The organism is Comamonas sp. MYb21 (assembly GCF_037479395.1).
In the GTDB taxonomy this organism is placed as follows: Bacteria; Pseudomonadota; Gammaproteobacteria; order Burkholderiales; family Burkholderiaceae_C; genus Comamonas.
Map to the genome: position 1 here is coordinate 1 of NZ_JBBGZC010000007.1, position 16,616 is coordinate 16,616.

12 protein-coding genes are annotated in these 16,616 nt (G+C 66.6%); 2 read left to right on the forward strand and 10 right to left on the reverse strand.

Annotated elements, in window-relative coordinates:
* Positions 1-414 precede the first annotated feature (414 nt).
* Together WH367_RS11350 and WH367_RS11355 are read left to right on the forward strand one after the other, a co-directional pair.
* Entirely contained in the window at positions 415-1,947 is a 1,533-nt protein-coding gene (locus WH367_RS11350; protein ID WP_021027626.1) for an NCS1 family nucleobase:cation symporter-1, read from the forward strand.
* A 15-nt stretch (positions 1,948-1,962) separates the two neighbouring features.
* Complete coding sequence (locus WH367_RS11355; RefSeq protein ID WP_021027627.1) at positions 1,963-2,697, forward strand: aspartate/glutamate racemase family protein; 735 nt, start codon at positions 1,963-1,965, stop codon at positions 2,695-2,697.
* An 83-nt stretch (positions 2,698-2,780) separates the two neighbouring features.
* Here WH367_RS11355 and WH367_RS11360 read toward each other — a convergent pair whose 3' ends face one another.
* The 10 genes from WH367_RS11360 to WH367_RS11405 form a co-directional block, all read right to left on the reverse strand.
* A complete protein-coding gene (locus WH367_RS11360) occupies positions 2,781-3,902 on the reverse strand; it encodes a VWA domain-containing protein (protein ID WP_339536426.1) in 1,122 nt (373 codons plus the stop codon).
* 116 nt (positions 3,903-4,018) lie between these two features.
* Positions 4,019-6,574 carry a DUF5682 family protein gene (locus WH367_RS11365; protein ID WP_339536140.1) on the reverse strand — a complete coding sequence of 852 codons (2,556 nt, stop codon included), beginning with the start codon at positions 6,572-6,574 and terminating at the stop codon, positions 4,019-4,021.
* A gap of 48 nt (positions 6,575-6,622) precedes the next feature.
* Positions 6,623-7,705 carry an ATP-binding protein gene (locus WH367_RS11370; protein WP_339536142.1) on the reverse strand — a complete coding sequence of 361 codons (1,083 nt, stop codon included), beginning with the start codon at positions 7,703-7,705 and terminating at the stop codon, positions 6,623-6,625.
* 43 nt (positions 7,706-7,748) lie between these two features.
* A complete protein-coding gene (locus WH367_RS11375; RefSeq protein WP_339536144.1) occupies positions 7,749-9,470 on the reverse strand; it encodes a DUF5691 domain-containing protein in 1,722 nt (573 codons plus the stop codon).
* Positions 9,467-10,879: an SWIM zinc finger family protein gene (locus WH367_RS11380; RefSeq protein ID WP_339536146.1), complete on the reverse strand. Its 1,413-nt coding sequence runs from the start codon at positions 10,877-10,879 to the stop codon at positions 9,467-9,469. Before WH367_RS11380 ends, WH367_RS11375 begins: the two co-directional genes overlap by 4 nt.
* 127 nt (positions 10,880-11,006) lie before the next feature.
* Complete coding sequence (locus tag WH367_RS11385; RefSeq protein WP_339536148.1) at positions 11,007-11,294, reverse strand: DUF3325 domain-containing protein; 288 nt, start codon at positions 11,292-11,294, stop codon at positions 11,007-11,009.
* A complete protein-coding gene (locus WH367_RS11390) occupies positions 11,291-13,072 on the reverse strand; it encodes a PepSY-associated TM helix domain-containing protein (RefSeq protein WP_339536149.1) in 1,782 nt (593 codons plus the stop codon). Before WH367_RS11390 ends, WH367_RS11385 begins: the two co-directional genes overlap by 4 nt.
* On the reverse strand, positions 13,069-13,395 hold the full coding sequence (locus tag WH367_RS11395; protein WP_021027639.1) for a DUF3649 domain-containing protein: 327 nt from the start codon (positions 13,393-13,395) through the stop codon (positions 13,069-13,071). Before WH367_RS11395 ends, WH367_RS11390 begins: the two co-directional genes overlap by 4 nt.
* A complete protein-coding gene (locus WH367_RS11400; RefSeq protein WP_339536151.1) occupies positions 13,392-14,120 on the reverse strand; it encodes a cobalt ABC transporter substrate-binding protein in 729 nt (242 codons plus the stop codon). Before WH367_RS11400 ends, WH367_RS11395 begins: the two co-directional genes overlap by 4 nt.
* A gap of 117 nt (positions 14,121-14,237) precedes the next feature.
* Positions 14,238-16,604, reverse strand: coding sequence for a TonB-dependent receptor (locus tag WH367_RS11405; RefSeq protein WP_339536153.1), 2,367 nt, complete (start codon positions 16,602-16,604; stop codon positions 14,238-14,240).
* Positions 16,605-16,616 lie beyond the last annotated feature (12 nt).

Sequence of the window (16,616 nt, forward strand, 5' to 3'; positions counted from 1 at the left end):
CCGCCTTGGGTGCCGATCAGGACCGTGCGCGAGCCCGTGACGATGCGTGCGTATTTGACTTTGTCATCGATGCGGGCGGCGGGTTTTCCTGACATGCAAGTTTCAATCAAAAAGTGATAGTAAATAGTTTAAATCTACCATTTTCAATACTTTCATTCACCCATAGCAGTGAGGTTTTTTTGGTTACTTTGCGCAACTCCTCTGCGTGTCTTGCCGTGTACCCAGGGTTGCCCCTAGTTCATTTTCAGGTGTTTTGTATACACTTAATGTATGCATATGTGCACACAACGCATAGCCATTGAGGCCTGTTTTGTGCTGCACATGCCATGCATGGACCCGCGCACATGACGAGACAAACCCGGCCGCCAGGCCGCAAATAAGGCGCAGCTGGATGCGCCCGATCCAAGGATGTCAATGACCGATCTTGCAGCAGACCAGAACGCAGGCTTTGCCTTCAATCCCGCACAGCAGCGCCCGGCAGCGGCCGGTGCCTTGCCCGCCGGCGTATGCCCCTCGCTCTACAACAAAGACCTCGCGCCCACCAAGAAAGACAGCCGCTCCTGGGGTGCCTACAGCCTGTTCACGCTCTGGGCCAATGATGTGCACAGCCTGGGCAACTACGCCTTTGCCATCGGCCTGTTTGCGCTGGGCCTGGGCGGCTGGCAGATTCTGACGGCGCTGATGATGGGCGCCGCCTTGCTGTTTGTGCTGCTGACCTTGTCGGGCTTCATGGGCCCCAAGACGGGCGTGCCTTTTCCGGTGATGAGCCGCATCAGCTTTGGCACCCGGGGCGCGCAGATCCCGGCCTTGATCCGGGGCGGTGTCGCGATTGCCTGGTTCGGCATCCAGACCTACCTGGCCTCCAAGGTGCTCGATGTGCTGTTGATCACCCTCTTCCCCAGCCTGCAGGCGCTGCTGGCGCACCAGGTGCTGGGCCTGCCGGTGCTCGGCTGGATCAGCTTCAGCCTGCTGTGGGTGGTGCAGACGATGATTGCCTGCTGGGGCATGGAGAGCATCCGCAAGTACGAGGCCTTTGCCGGCCCGGTGATTCTGGTGACCTTTATCGCGCTGGCCGGCTGGGTGCTGTACAGCTCGGGCGGCAAGATCCAGTGGACGGCGCCCAAGCCCAGCACAGGTGCGGCGATGTGGGTGCAGATCATGGGTGCAGCCTCGCTGTGGGTCGCTATCTATGGCACCTTTGTGCTCAATTTCTGTGACTTCACCCGGGGTGCCACCTCGCGCAGCGCCGTGGTCAAGGGCAACTTCTGGGGTATCCCCATCAACATGCTGATCTTCGGCCTGATCGTCGTCGTGCTGACCGGCGGCCAGCTGGCGATCGATGGCACGCTGATCCTGAGCCCGACCGACATCGTCGAGAAGATCCCCAACAAGCCCTTGCTGGTGCTCGCCAGCCTGTCGCTGCTGATCCTGACCATCGCCGTCAACCTGATGGCCAACTTTGTCGCCCCCGCGCTGGCCCTGGCCAACCTGCTGCCGCGCCAGCTCAACTTCCGCCGCGCCGCCCTCGTCAGCGCCATCCTCGGCTTTGTGATCCTGCCCTGGAACCTCTACGATTCGCCGCTGGTGATCCTGTATTTCCTGGGCGGTCTGGGCTCGTTCCTGGGCCCACTGTTTGGCATCGTGATGGCCGACTACTGGCTGATCCGCAAGCAGCGCGTGCATGTGCCAGCGCTCTACAGCGATGACCGCAACGGCCCTTACCATTACGAAAACGGCGTCAACCGCCGCGCCATCCAGGCCCTGGTGCCCTCGGCCCTGATTGCGCTGCTGTTCGCCTTTTTGCCGGCGCTCGAATCGGTATCGCACTTTTCCTGGTTCATTGCGGCCGGGCTCGGCGGCCTGTTCTACTGGCTGCTGACGCCCAAGGGCCAGCACTATGAAGACCAGGACGGCGAGGCCATTGCCGTGAACCATGCCCAACATTGAGACGGAGTTTTTTGCATGCGCATTCTGATCGTGAACGTCAATACCACCGAGAGCATGACCGAGGCCATCGGCGCCCAGGCGCGCCGGGCAGCCGCACCGGGCACCGAGATCGTCGCCCTCACCCCGCGCTTTGGCGCCGAATCGGTAGAAGGCAATTTTGAGAGCTACCTCTGCGCTGTCGGCGTGATGGATGCGGTCATGCGCTATGACCAGCCCTTTGATGCCGTCATCCAGGCCGGCTACGGCGAGCATGGCCGCGAAGGCCTGCAAGAGCTGCTGGAAGTGCCCGTCGTCGACATCACCGAGGCTGCGGCATCGACGGCCATGTTCCTGGGCCACAAATACGCCGTCGTCACCACCTTGGACCGCGCTGTGCCCTTGATCGAAGACCGGCTCAAGCTGGCCGGGCTGGATGCGCGCTGCGCCTCGGTGCGCGCCAGCGGCATGGCCGTGCTGGAGCTCGAGAGCCAGCCCGAGCGCGCGGTCGATGCCATCGTGCAGCAGGCCGCCAAGGCCGTGGAAGAAGACCATGCCGAAGTGATCTGCCTGGGCTGCGGCGGCATGGCTGAGCTCGAAGACAAGGTGCGCAGCCGCACCGGCGTGCCCGTGGTCGATGGCGTGGCTGCCGCGGTGACCATTGCCGAATCGCTGGTGCGCCTGGGCCTCAAGACCTCCAAGGTGCGCACCTATGCGCCGCCGCGCGCCAAGCGCATTACCGGTTTTCCGCTGCCCGATTCGCTGGGCCGCTAAACGGCTCCGTCTCCCAGCCTCTGTTTACTCCAACCGCCCTGCTCCGCAGGGCTTTTTTCTGGCTGGGTGAGTGCCAGGCAGCGTCATTGACTGGTCTTGAAGCCTTGGGTTGCCGCCCAGGCCGCCACATCATCGCGGCGAATGGCGGCTGCCATCAGCTGCGGGAAGGCATCCGGCGTGCAGGCAAAGGAAGGCACGCCCAAGGCCGCTAGCTTGGCGGCCAGTGCGGCATCATAGGCGGGCGCGCCTTCGTCGCTCAGCGCCAGCAAGGTGATGAACTGCACGCCGGATTCCACCAGCTCGTTGGCACGGCGCAGCAGGCCGGACTCCACGCCCCCCTCGTACAGGTCCGAGATCAGCACCAGGATGGTGTTGCGCGGTTCGCTGATCAGGCTCTGGCAGTAGCCCACAGCGCCATTGATGTCGGTGCCGCCGCCCAACTGCACGCCAAACAGCACATCGACCGGGTCGTCGAGCTTGTCGGTCAGGTCCACCACCGCCGTGTCAAACACCACCAGCTTGGTGGCGACGTCAGGCAGGCTGGCCATCACCGCGCCAAAGATGCTGGAGTAGACCACCGAGTTGGCCATCGAACCACTTTGGTCGATGCACAGAATCACCTCGCGCTGCGGGCGGCGCGCCTTGCGGCCGTAGCCGATCAAGGTCTCGGGCACGATGGTTTGGTACTCGGGCTGCCAGTGGCGCAGGTTGGCGCGTATCGTGCGGTTCCAGTCGATCTCGGCGTGGCGCGGGCGGCGGTTGCGCTGGCTGCGGTCCAGCGCGCCGGCCACGGCGCTGCGCATCGGCTCTTCGAGCTTTTTCATCAGCTCGTCCACTACCTTGCGCACCACCAGGCGCGCGGTGGCCTTGGTGTTTTGCGGGATGACCGAGCCCAGCGAAATCAGGTTGGCCACCAGGTGCACATCGGGCTGCACGTTCTCCAGCATCTCGGGCTGCAGCAGCAACTCGCGCAGCTGCAGGCGCTCCATCGCGTCGCGCTGCATCACCTGCACCACCTGGCTGGGAAAGTACTTGCGGATATCGCCGAGCCAGCGCGACACCGAGGGCGAAGAATTGCCCCGGCCGCCCTTGCGCGAACCGAGCTGGCTGTCGCCTTCGTAGAGCGCGGCCAGCGCCTGGTCCATCTCCTGCAGGCGTCCGCCCACGGTTCCGCAGCTGGCATCGGCCGGGCTGCCCAGCACCATGCGCCAGCGCTGCAAGCGGGTGGTGGGCTGCAGCGCTTCTGCCTCGTCGGGCGGCAGGGCTTGGCTATCGTCTTGCGCCGGGCCTGGCGCGGGATGGGTGGCATGGGTCATCGTCATCACTCCAGGGCTTGTTTGGCAGGCGTCGCGGCAGGTGGAATCTGCGCCAGCAATTCGGGCGGCAGCTCCAACCCCAGCAGGGTGTTGAGCAGTGGCAAGGCCAGCACGGCGCGCGACTCGTCCCAGGGGGCATCCTCATCGCCCAGCGCCAAGGCGGCAGCAGGCGCTGCCGCACCGGCCACCGGCGCGCGCCGGGCCTTGTCGCCCAGGCTCTGGCGCTCATGCTTGCTGAAGTTGGCAAAGCTGCGCCGCACCAGCGGCAAGATCTGCGCAAACTGCACTTCGCCCAGGCCAGCCAGCCAGGCATCGACAGCGCCCCAGATGGCTTCGTCGTGCAGCAGCACCAGCGCCTGCTGGTTCAAAAAGCCATCCAGCCAGGCGGCGGCATCGAGCGGCGCGGCGCCCAAGGACAGGTTGCGGTTGAACTGCAGCACCACCTCGGCGCTGTCCAGCAGATGCTCATCGAGCAGCAGCCGGCAGGCCATGCCGCGCAGCAAGGCGGCAGCGGCATCGCCCATCGCCAGGCTGCGCAACGCAGCGCGCCAGGCGTCGACTGCGGCCTGGGCATCCGTGCCACGCAGGCGCAGCGCCTCGTGCGCGGCCAGCACCTTGCCCTTCATCGCAGCAGCGGCCTCTTCGTCCATCGCCATGCAGGCCACTGGCAGGCCAATGGCGGCGCGCAGCACCAGCGAATCGATGACGGTGGCCAGCAAGGCGGTATCGGTCTGGCGCACGCTGCCGTAGCGGTACACATTGGCCAGTGGCGGCAGCGCCTGCAGCAGCTGGGCCACATCACCGGTGGTGGCCGCGCGCTCGGCCAGGGTGGCAATCAGCGATTCGACCAGCTGCGGCAAGTTCGCCAGCAACGCGTCGTCAATCGCCTGCGCAATCTCGGGCAAGGGCGTATCGGGCGAGAGGCTGGCACGCAGGCGCGCGGTGGCGGCCTGCGCCACGGTGGCGCCATGCACGCTGGCCTCGATGATGCGCACGGCCAGCTCCGGCTCCCACTGCATCTGCCAGCTCTCGCGGAAGGTGCCACGGTTGCGCTGCGCATCGGCCGCGCCCGTGCCCCAGCCAATGCCCAACAAGCGCAGGCGGTGCAGAAACTGGCTGCGCGCCAGGTCGGTCTCCTTGCGCAGGTCCAGCGCCAGCAGTTTGCTCGCCGCCTCGGGTTTCATGCGCAGCGATTTTTGCTGCTGCTCGATATCGCGCTGCAGCGGCACCTGCGGCACATCGGCGGGCACCGAGCCCAGCACATGGCCCACGGTGAGCTCGTCGTCGATCAGGTTCAGCGGCGCGGTCTCGCCCATGCAGACCACCGTGACGATGGCCTCGTTGATCTCCTGCAGCCCCGGTATCGGCTGGCCGCGCATGGCAGCCAGCCCTTCGGCCAAACGGGTGGCCTCGATGATGTGGGCGCTGGAGCAGTCCAGGTCCTTGTCGCGCAGCAGCCGCGCCACGCGGGTCAGCCAGCCTGCGGTGCGCAAGGTGGCGGCATCGCGGGCGCTGCGTGCAGGTACGGCCAGGCCTTCTGCTGCATGCTGTGACAAGGCCGCATCGGCCCGGTAGCACTGCCAGAGATGCGCGTACCAGCCCGGCGAGGTGACGCCTGCGCCATAGCCGCTGCGGCTGGCCAGGTTGCGGTAGGTCCAGGGCGCCCAGGTCGCCAGCACCTTGGCCTTGGGCAAGCCCTTGAGCACGGCGCTGTCGGCCTTGGCGGTGGTGCTTTGCTGCAGCGCCGGCACATGCCAGGCGCCGCAGACCACCGCAATGCGCTGGTAGCCGGCCTTGACTGCCTCACGGATGCACTGGCGCATATGCGCCTCCCGCTGGGCCTCGCGCAGCACATAGTGGGGGCCGCGCCAGGCCTCGCCGTCGTCGCCCAGTTCGCTGCGCACTGCCGTCATGGCCTCGTTGATGCTGCTGAACAGCGCTTCGCTGTTACCCCGCTCTTCCACCAAGCGGTTCCACCAGCTCTCGCCATCCTCAAAGCCGGCCGCATGGGCGAGCCAGTCGAGCGGGTCGCGCATTGGCGGCTGCTTGCTCTCGATCGGTTCGCCGACGTCGCTGTCCATATCCACCACCGGGGCCGTGTCGGCGCTGGCCTCAGTGGCATCGCCTGGCGCCTCTTCCGCTTCCTCTAGCGCATCGTCCTCGCCCTCTTCCCCGTCCACCTCTTGCGCAGGCTCCGGCTTTTTCAGCGCCTGGCGCCGTGCCCAGTCCTGGGCCATCGCATGGGTTTGGGGCAGGTCGATAAAGCGCGTGGCCACGCCCTGCTCGCTCGCCCATTGCAGCGCCTGCCATTCGGGCGAGAACTCGGCAAAGGGGTAGAACGCGGCCTGGCTGGGCTCGTCTTGCATGTACACCAGCATGGCGACAGGCGGGCGCAGCTCGGCACTGCGCAGCATCGGCAGCAGGGCCTCGCCTTCGGGCGGGCCTTCCACCAGCAGGCAGTCGGGCTGCAGTTGCGCCAGCGCTTGCACCAGGCTGCGCGCACAGCCCGGGCCGTGGTGGCGAATGCCAAAGAAATGGACGTTGTCAGCAGAAGTGGCCATGGGCTCGGTCAGCGTTGTCGGGGGCAGAAGAAGAACGGCGTCAGCGGCTTAGATTTGCTCGCGGCAGGCGCGGTACAGGTCTTTCCACTCTGCGCGCTCCTTCACCACCGTCTCCAGGTATTCCTTCCAGACCACGCTGTCCTGCACCGGGTCCTTGATGACGGCGCCCAAGAGGCCCGAGGCGACATCATGCGCACGCAGCACGCCATCGCCAAAATGGCCGGCCAGCGCCATGCCGCTGTTGATCACCGAGATCGCCTCCGCGGTCGACAAGGTGGAGCTGGGCGACTTGATGCGCACGGTCTTGCCGTCTTCGGTCTGGCCATTGCGCAGCTCGCGGAAAATCTGCACCACGCGGCGCACTTCTTCCAACGCCGGTGCCTCGGCAGGCAGCTGCAGCGCGCGGCTTTGCTCGCCCACGCGCTTGGTGACGATTTGCACCTCCTCATCCTGCGAGGCAGGCACGGGCAGCACGACGGTGTTGAAGCGGCGCTTCAAGGCGCTGGAGAGCTCGTTGACGCCCTTGTCGCGGTTGTTGGCCGTGGCGATCACCGAGAAGCCGGCGACGGCCTGGAACTCGGTCGAGAGCTCGGGCACCGGCAAGGTTTTTTCGGACAGCACGGTGATCAAGGTGTCCTGCACATCGGCGGGGATACGGGTCAGCTCTTCGATGCGGGCGATCTTGCCCAGCTTCATCGCATGCACCAGCGGGCTGGGGACCAGCGCCTTTTCCGAGGGGCCATGGGCCAGCAGCTGGGCATAGTTCCAGCCGTAGCGCAGCTGCTCTTCGCTGGTGCCGGCCGTGCCCTGGATCAGCATGGTCGAGTCGCCACTCACGGCCGCTGCCAGGTGCTCGGACACCCAGGACTTGGCCGTACCAGGCACGCCGTACAGCAGCAGTGCGCGGTCGGTGGCCAGGGTGGAGACGGCAATCTCCATCAGACGTGGGCTGCCGATGTACTTGGCGCTCACTTCAAAACCATTGCTCAGCGTGCCGCCCATCAGGTACTGCAGCACGGCCCAGGGCGAGAGCTTCCAGTTGGGCGGGCGCGGGCGGTCATCGGCCTTTTGCAGGGCATCCAGTTCTTCGGCAAATTGCTGCTCGGCATGCTGGCGTAGTACTTGGCTCATGGTGTGCTTCCGGTAGAGATCAAAAGGTTCGTGGTGGGCGCCATCAGGCGGGCTGGGCCGCTTGCAGCGCCAGGCGCAGATCGACAATGCGGTTGAGTTGGGCGAGCACCTGCTCGTCGTCCCAGGGACGCAGGCGCGAGCGCTCCAGGCGCGCTTGCTGCTCCTGCTTGAGTCTGGCGATGTCGGCCTCGGTACTGCCTTCGGGCACCACCAACGCAGCGGCGTCGTCGGGCGCCGTGGGCTCGGCAGGCGCTGCAGCACGCGGCGCGCGCCACAGCTGCGCAAAGCGCTCCAGGTCAGCCACCTGCAGGCGGCGTGCGCAGGCCAGAACGGCATGATCGGCCTGCCAGCTGTGCCAGTTCCCCGCAGGCTGGCGCGCCTGCAAGGTGCTGAGCAAGGCCTCCAGCAACCAGCGCGACATGGCAGGCGAGAGCAACTCTGCGCGCCCCATGCCTTCGTCGATGCGGTGGATGGCCTCGATAAAGGCACTCTTGCCCAGCTTGGCCTGCAACTGCGCCAGCCACTGGGTTTCGCGCTCTTCGGCGCTGAGCTCAGCCATCAGCAGCAGCAGCACATCGCTGCTGCGCGAATCGCTCTCCATGCTCTGGATCAGCGGCAGCCAGCGCACATCGCGCTGCGCACGCAAAGCCGCAATCCAGCCCTGGCGCAGCGCGCCCTTCCAGTCGCTGCGCCGGCTCCATTCCCAGAGCTGCTCGGGCGTCTTGCCCAGATGGTGCTGCCAGAAATCGAGGGGCGTGAGCTCCACCAGCTGCTGCAGCCACCAGGCGCGATGGCCCTTGATATAGGCGGGCGGCTGCAAGGTGACGCCGTCGCGCTCCCAGTCCTTGTGGCCTTCTTGGGGCGGCTCAATCTGCCACTCGCCGTTGGCATCCTGGCTCAGCATGGCCTGGAGCGCTGCGCCCATGCGCTGGCTGTGCGGGCTTTGCGGCAGGCGTGCGAGCAGGCTGGCGGCTGATTCGCGCACCTCCTTGCTGCGGTCGCCCAGCAGCTTTTCCAGCAAGGCCTCGTCGTGGGCCGACAGGCCGCGCGCCAGGCTCTGCACCATCGGTGCACGCTCGCGGGCGCCCAGCTCCTTGAGGCTGGCCTCCAGCCGCGCGCGGGCGCCTGCCGGATCGGTGGCGCGCTGCTGCTGCAGCAAGGCCACACGCTGCTCGAGCGAGCCTTCCTGCCAGATCTGCTCGGCATCGGCCGTCTCCTGCACGCCATGCGCATAGGCCCACTGCGGGTTCTGGGCGGCCAGCCAGCGGCCGCGCTCGCCCAGCACCGGCGTGAGCCACTGGCGCAGCTCCACCGATTGGCGGCCCTGGTGCAGCGCATCCACCAGCAGCGCATAGGGCAGGCGCTGGCCGGCCTCGTCCAGGCTGGCCAAGGCCAGCGCCAGCAGCTCGGGCGCATTGCCCTGCAGCACTTCGCCGAGCAGCCGCAACAGTGGCTCGCCCTGCGGCGCCGGGCGCGATTCTTGGGCCGGTGGCGGCAAGGCTGCGGCGCCGGCCGCCGCAGCCAGCTGCGGCTGCGATGCACCGGGCTGCCAGCCCACGCGCTCCAGCACGGCAGCAACGGCGGTGGCGCGCATCACTTGCTCGGCCTGGCTGCCCGCCGGCTGCATCAAGGCCGCCTGCAGGGCCTGCTGGCTGGCGGGCGCCGTGCGGTCGATGCCCTGGGTAAAGAGGGCTGGCAGCGCCAGCCGCTCGGCGCCCACCAGCGCCGATTGCTGCAACGCAGCCCAAAGATTTGCATGGCTCACAGCACGTCACCCCGGTTCTGCCAGATGTTGGTCCATGGCGCCTGGCCATCGCCAGCCTGCCAGGCACTGAGCAGGCGCCAGCGCCCTTGCTGCTGGCCGCCCTCCCATTCGCCAAACAGCGCCATCGGCGCGCCGCCACCGAGCGCCTGCAGCTGCCAGGCCTGGTCATCGGCCACGGCTAGCGGCACCAGCGCCGGGGCCTTGTCGCCTTGCGGCCAGACCGCATACCACTGGCCAGCGCTGGTCTGCAAACGCGCCTGGCCGCACCATAGCGGCTGCACCGGCTGCAAGGGGTTGGCGGCCATGCGCTGGCTCAGCTGCACCAAGGCATCGCGCCATGCGGACTCAGCCAAGGGCGCGCCGGCGCCAGGCGCCAGCAGTTCGATATCAGCACCCGCAATCGCGCGCAGCGGCGCCTGGCCGGGGTAGAAATGCAGGCTGCCCCGGTAGCATTGCGCCGGCACCCAGGCGGTCTCAAAACCACGGCCGCCTTGCGCATAATCGAGCAGCCAGGCGATGCGCCCGCTGTGCTGGCCTTGCAGCCATACGCGGCGCTCCAGCAAGCGGCCTTCGCGCTCGATCTGGCGCAGGCCCACCACCCGCCAGTCATCGGCCAGCACCTGGCCGCGCGCCTGCACCTCGGCCTTGTCCAGGGGCCAGCCCAGCGCGGCCATCACATCGGCACGGGTCTCGGCGCCGAGGGCATCGCGGCGTGCCACCGCATCGGCCAGCAATTGCCAGTGGCCCAGCTGCACCAGCAGGTCACGCGACCATTGCGGGTGGCTGTCCACCAGCTCCCAGGCCTCCTTGATGCGGGCGGCCATGCCGCTGGCCTGCGCATCGACCATGCGCGCGGCCATGGTGTTCCAGTGCTGGCGCGCCTGCTGGTCGCCCGAGAGGTTGGCCAGGCCGTTGCGCAGCATGTCCTGCATCCACAGCTGCAGCTCCTGCATGCCGGCAGCCACCTTGTCCCAGCGCTTGTCGTCACGCTTGGCCTGCTGCTTGGCCAGCACCTCGGGATCGGGCGGGGGAGCTGCGGCAATGGCAGCGGCCTTGGCTTCTTTTTTCTCGGCTTTTTCAGCGCGGCTGTCCAGCCAGGCGCTGACCCAGGCGGGCGGCTCGGCTCTCTCGCCCACCTGGCCGGCTGCGCGCAGCAGCATCAGCGCCAGGCCATGTTTGCAGGGGAATTTGCGGCTCGGGCAGGAGCACTTGAAGGACGGCCCGCTCAGATCGACCTGGGTCTGGTAGGGCTTGGAGCCGCTGCCCTGGCATTCTCCCCAGGCTGCCGTTGCGTTGCAGCCCAGGCTGGGCCATTTGCTGGGGTTCTTCAACCCTTGTGCCGCCTTGGTGGAAGAGGCATCCGGTGACAGCGCCACCACCTCGGCTTCGGTTGCTAAGACACGTGACAAACCGCCTCCCCTTCCGTTCAATCTGTTAGTAATCCGCTTTATAGATTTATTGCTAGCGGCATTGCACGATTGTAGGCAGGGTGCAAGACGAAATGATGCAAGACGGGCCTCCGACCCGCCTGGCGTCTCACTTTTTTACAGATTTGCGGCGTTCCCAGGCCACCATCGTGAGGATGACGATGGCGGCGCTGAGCGAGATATGGCCGCACCAGGTGACCAGGCCCAGCGACCAGCCCTTGAGCCCGACGGCGATGGCCAGCGAGGCCAGCAACGCCAGCCAGCCGGCCAGGCGCAGGCCCCGGGTTTGGCCGGCTGGTAGTTCACGGCCAAACAGGTCGAGCTGGTGGCGGTCCATGGCCAGCGCCAGCAGTGCAAACGCGGGCAGCGACACCAGCTGAATGGCAAGGTGGTTCATGGCCGGGCCTCCTGCAGATCGGTGGCAATGGCAGCGGTGGCTGCCACCGCGCTGGCGGCCACAGCGTTGGCTGCCACAGCATTCGCTGCCACCGCATTGGCGGCCACCGTATTGACGGCCACCGCGCCCGTATCAGCAGCGCGCGCGGCAGGAGGCTGGCGCGGTGCCGCTGGGCGTGGCGCCGCCTGGCGCTGTGGCTTGAGCTTGGGTTGGTGGCGCCAGGTGCGCACCGCCAGCCAGGCATGCAGCGCAGCGAGCGCCAGCAAGGTCAGCTCCAGCCCGCTGAACACCCAGTCACCCTCAATCAGGCTGCGCCACAGCGGGCGGTCGGTGGTCAGCACATTGAGGACCGGCAGCAAGGCCAGCGCCGCGCATCCGGCCCAGAGCAGCTCCACCCAGGCGCGCTTGGCAGGCCGCAGCATGGCCCAGACCAGGCTGGCACCCCAGAGGATGAAGAACCAGTGGATCTCCCAGTCACTGCGTTTTTCCATGCCCAGCGGCAGCAGGCGGTTGGCCCAGAGCATGGCGGCCATGCCGATGCTCAGGCCCGCAATCGCTGCAATATTCAGCCGCTCCACCAGCCAGAAGCCAAAGTACGGCTTGTCCGGATGGGGCAGCTTGGTGCGGCGCTTGACGGTCCACATCACCAGGCCGGTGCCGACCATGGCAGTGCCCGCCAGACTGGTGAGGAAGTAGAGCCAGCGCACGGTGCTGTCGCCAAAGCGGCCCAGGTGCAGGGCGTACAGCACGCCCCGCGTTTCAGCCGCCGCGCCGACCTGGTCCTTGACCTCGAGCAGCTTGCCGGTGCTACCCTCGAACAGCATGTATTTGGGGCTGATCGACACGCGCTCGAAATCGCCATAGGTGACGATCACGCGTGCCGACGCATCGCCGGCATTGTTGACCGTGACGCGGCCAATGCGGTCCTCGCCCCAGCGCTGCTGGGCTTGGCGCACCATATCGCCCAGGGGCGCCAGCGGCGCGGCCACGCCACTGGGCTTGCCAGCGGGGATGAAGGCGCTCAGCTCGCTTTGCATGGCCTGGCGCTCGGCCTGGGTCTTGAATGCGGCGCTGCTGGCCCAGGGCATGGTCATGGCCATCAAGGTGACCAGGCCGGTATAGGTAATCATCGCGTGGAAAGGCAGCCCGAAGACCGACAGCGCATTGTGCGCATCCAGCCAGGAGCGCTGGCCCTTGCCCCAGCGGAAGGTGAAGAAGTCGACAAAGATCTTCTTGTGCGTGATCACGCCGCTGACAATGGCCACCAGCATGAACATGGCGCAGAAACTCGCCAGCCAGCGGGCCCAGAGCACGGGCATGTAATGGAACTGGAAGTGGAAACGGTAGAAGAACTCACCGCCCACGGTCTCACGGCCTGCCACCTTCTGGCCGGTCTGCGGATCGAACACCGCGCTGCCAAAGCCGCGCTCGCCCTTCTCGGGCTTGGCAATGCGCCAGAACGCGCTCACGACGTTGTTGCGCGCATCAGGCATGCCCAGGCTCCACTGGTTGCTGCCAGGGGCCACTTGCTCCAGCACCTGCGCCACGCGCGGTGCCACTTCAGCAGCATCGGGCACCACGGCCTGGTGGGCCAGCTCGGGCCGCATCCACTGCGAAATCTCTTCCTTGAAGTAGCTCACCGTGCCGGTGAGAAACATCGCATACAGAATCCAGCCCACCAGCAGCCCGGCCCAGATATGCAGGTCGGACATGGTCTGGCGGATGCCGCGTACGGCTGGCTTGCTCGGTTTGCTATCTTTTTTATCAATGGCAGTCATGCCGGAGTCACTCCATTCCATACCGGCCAGGCGGCCAGCAGCAGCGGTATTGCGGCCAGCAGCAGCCCCACCCAGGCACGGGTGGCCGAACGCACGGCAAACACCCAGATCACCGCGCCGGTGTAGACCAGAAAGCTGGCCATGGTGCCGGCCAGCACCGCCTGGGGTTTGGCCATCGGCAAGGCCAGCACCGCCACGCTGGCCACCGCCGCCAGCGCATAGCCGCCGCCAATGGCGGCAACGATGCGCGAGAGCAGCGGGCCGACCCGGCAGGCCTTGGCCAGCGCGGCGCGCAAGGCGCCGCTCAGCGCCTGGCTGGTCATTTGGCCGGGTTGGGCGTTGCCACAGGGCCAGCCGCCACAGGGGCCACGCCCTCAGGCTTCACATAGGTGACCGAGGTCACATAGCTCACGCCGTCGTACTTCTCGCCAGCGCGTTCGCCGGGCGTGCGGTCGTTGTGCTTGATCTCAGCCACATACTGGCCTTGCCATGGCAGGTCGAAATGCACCAGGCCTTGGGCATCGGTGTGGCCCTCTTTCATCCAGCCCGATTGGGTGACCAGCGCGACCTGGGTCTTGGCCAGCGGCTGGCCCTTGAACGTGGCCTTGAACTCACCGTCCTTGCCGGTCGGGGTCAGGTCCAGTGCCAGCTTGGGCTTTTGCGCAGCAAAGCCGGTGACCAGGCGTGCAGCGGGGTGGTACCAGTTGGTGACATCCTTGCCATCACGCTTGAACTTGGACAGCGGGTAGTTCGCGTCCTCCGCCACGATGGACTCGCCCGCCTGAACGCTGAAAGGCAGTGCAAAGCCATTGGCGGTCTTGTTGCCGGCAGCGGCCTTTTCTTCGCCCTTGGCGTTGATCAGCACGCCCTGGGGCTTGCCAAAGTGGTCCAGCAGGCCGGGGGACGCTTCGCGCAGGTTGTCGCCAAACTCGCCAAAGCGCAGCACCACGGCATGGTCTGCACCGGCGGGCTCGAGCCAGACCTGGTGGGCTTGGGCGGACATGGCCAGCACGGCCAGGCTCAGGGCAGACAGGGATTTCTTCAACATATGCTCTCTCTCCTTTTTTGATAAACATGCTGCAGGCGCCTTGTGCGCTCCCGCAGCCCACTCCCCAGAACCGGTGGGCAGTCTCTACGCAGCTGCGCGGAGACCACCCGCAGGTTCTCAAAAATCAACCGTTGCCGACAGCACCACGGTACGCGGTGCGCTCAAGGTCAGGTAGTTGTTGCCGCTGATCAACCAGACGTTCTTGCCCGTCAGGTTCTCGACATTGGCACGCAGCACCACCGCCTTGCCGCTGACCTGGGTGCGGTAGCGCGCGCCCACGTCCAAACGGGTCCAGCCCGAGAGCTTGAGGGTGTTGGCATTGCTGGCCCAGGCCGATCCGGTGTGGATCATGCGGCCGTTGACGGACAGGCCCTGCACGCCGGGCACATCCCAGTCGGCGCCCAGGTTGGCATTGATCTTGGGCACGCCGTAGGCATCGTTGCCCTGGTACTGCGCCGCCTTGGTGACCTTGGCGCGGTTGAAGGTGAGGCCCCCCATCAAGCGCAGACCGCGTTGCAGCTCGCCATAGGCGGCCAGCTCCAGGCCCCGGTTGCGCTGCTCACCATCAAAGCTGTAGATGTTGGTGGTCGGGTCGGTCATGCTGTTGGGGCGGCTGATCTGGAACAGGCTGGCCGTCGTCATGAAGCTGCCCCAATCCACCTTCACACCCGCTTCGTACTGCTTGGACTTGAACGGCGGAAACACCTCGCCGGCATTGACCGCCGTGTTGGGCGCCGTGGCACCACGCGAGAGGCCGGCCGTGTAGTTGCCGTAGACGGAGACCTGGTCATTGGCCTTGACCACCAGGCCGACCAGCGGCGTGGTCGCGCTCTTGGCGTAGCTGCTGGTCTGCGCGCCGGTGGCAGTGCTGAAGTTGCGCAGGTCCACCGTCTGGCGGCGCAGGCCCAGCGTCAGCAGCAGGCGGTCATCGGCCAGGGCCAGGGTGTCCGTCACCGCGATGCCGTAGTTGTGCGCCTTGGAGGCCTTGTTGGGCTCGGTGCGCGCGCCTTCGACCGGCGGCAAGGGCGCGGGGTTGTAGATGTTCGATGGCGACGTGGTCAGGCCAGCCACATAGGCGTTGCCGGACTCCTGGCGCAGGTCGGAGGCGCTGACCACCAGCGAATGCTTGATACCGGCGGTAGCGAACTTGGCACGCAGGCCCAGATCGGCGCTGCTGGTCTCGGTGTAGGAGTCATAGAAGCTGCTGCGCACCGTGAAGTCGCCGGCCGCATTCATCGACGTGGTCGTGGTCGGGAAAATCTGCTGGGCCTTGCCCTTGCGGTAGCCAATGCCGGCAAACGCCGTGACCTGGTCGTTCAGATCGACTTCGAGGCGCGAGGCGATGACCTTGTCGTCCAGCGACAGATCGGTATCGGGGAACCAGTTGCTGCGCGAATTAGGTGGCTTGGGCAGAGACGTGAGCGCCGGGTTGAAGCCGATCTGCGGGCGAAAATCTTCCATCTCTTCGCGCTGTGCATAGGCGTCGAGCGACCAGCGCAGATTGCTGCCCCGGTAGTCGACGGCGATTGCGCCCACGCCCAGCTTCTGGTCGCCACCCCGGATGCTGGCCTCGCCGCCGCGCGCTGCGCCATTGACGCGCACGCCCCACTCCTTGTTCTCGCCAAAGCGGCGTGAGATATCGACACTGGTGCCAAACTGCGCGCGGCCCAGGTACTGCAGGCCCACGCGGTTGAGCGGCTCTTCGCCCGCACGCTTGGTCTGCACATTGATGGCGCCGCCAATGCTTCCGCCCGGCGGCATGCCGCCCACCATCGCGCCCGGGCCCTTGAGCAGCTCGGCACGCTCCAGAATCTCGGCGGGCACGCGGCTGGCCGAGGTCAGGCCATAGAGGCCGTTGAGGCCCACATCGCCACCGCTGATGCCAAAGCCGCGCACCTGGATGTCTTCACTAAAGCCCTGCGAGGCGGTGGTCAGGCGCACCGAGGCGTCGTTGGCCAGCACTTCACCCAAGGTGCGGGCCTGCTGGTCAGCCACCGCTTCTGCGGTGTAGGCCACGGTGGAGAAAGGCGTGTCCATCACATCCTGGTCGCCCAGCATGCCAATGCGGCTGCCGCGCGCCTGCTTGCCACCCGCATAGGCCTCGGGGCGGTCGCCGGCACGCGTCGCGGGGGCCGTCACCACCACCGGGTTCAAGGCCACTTCGCCTGCGGTCTGGCCGTTGTCGATGACCAGGGTTGTGCCTTCGATGCGGGCCACCAGGTTGGTGTTGCGCAGCAGCTGGCGCACGGCATCCTGGGCGCTCATGCTGCCCTTGACGGCGGCGCCCGGGCGGCCTTGCACCAGCGCCGGTGGCGCCATCAGTTGCAGGCCAGCCTGGCGGGCCAGCTGGGCCAGCGCGCTGTCGAGCGGCTGGGCGGAAATATCAAAATCAGCGGCCGAGGCCGTGCCAGCCAAGGCGGCAATGGCCAGGGCAATCAGGTGGCGTTTGCAGGGGTGCGACATAGCGTAGGGTACTTTCCTCATGTGGTTCACAAG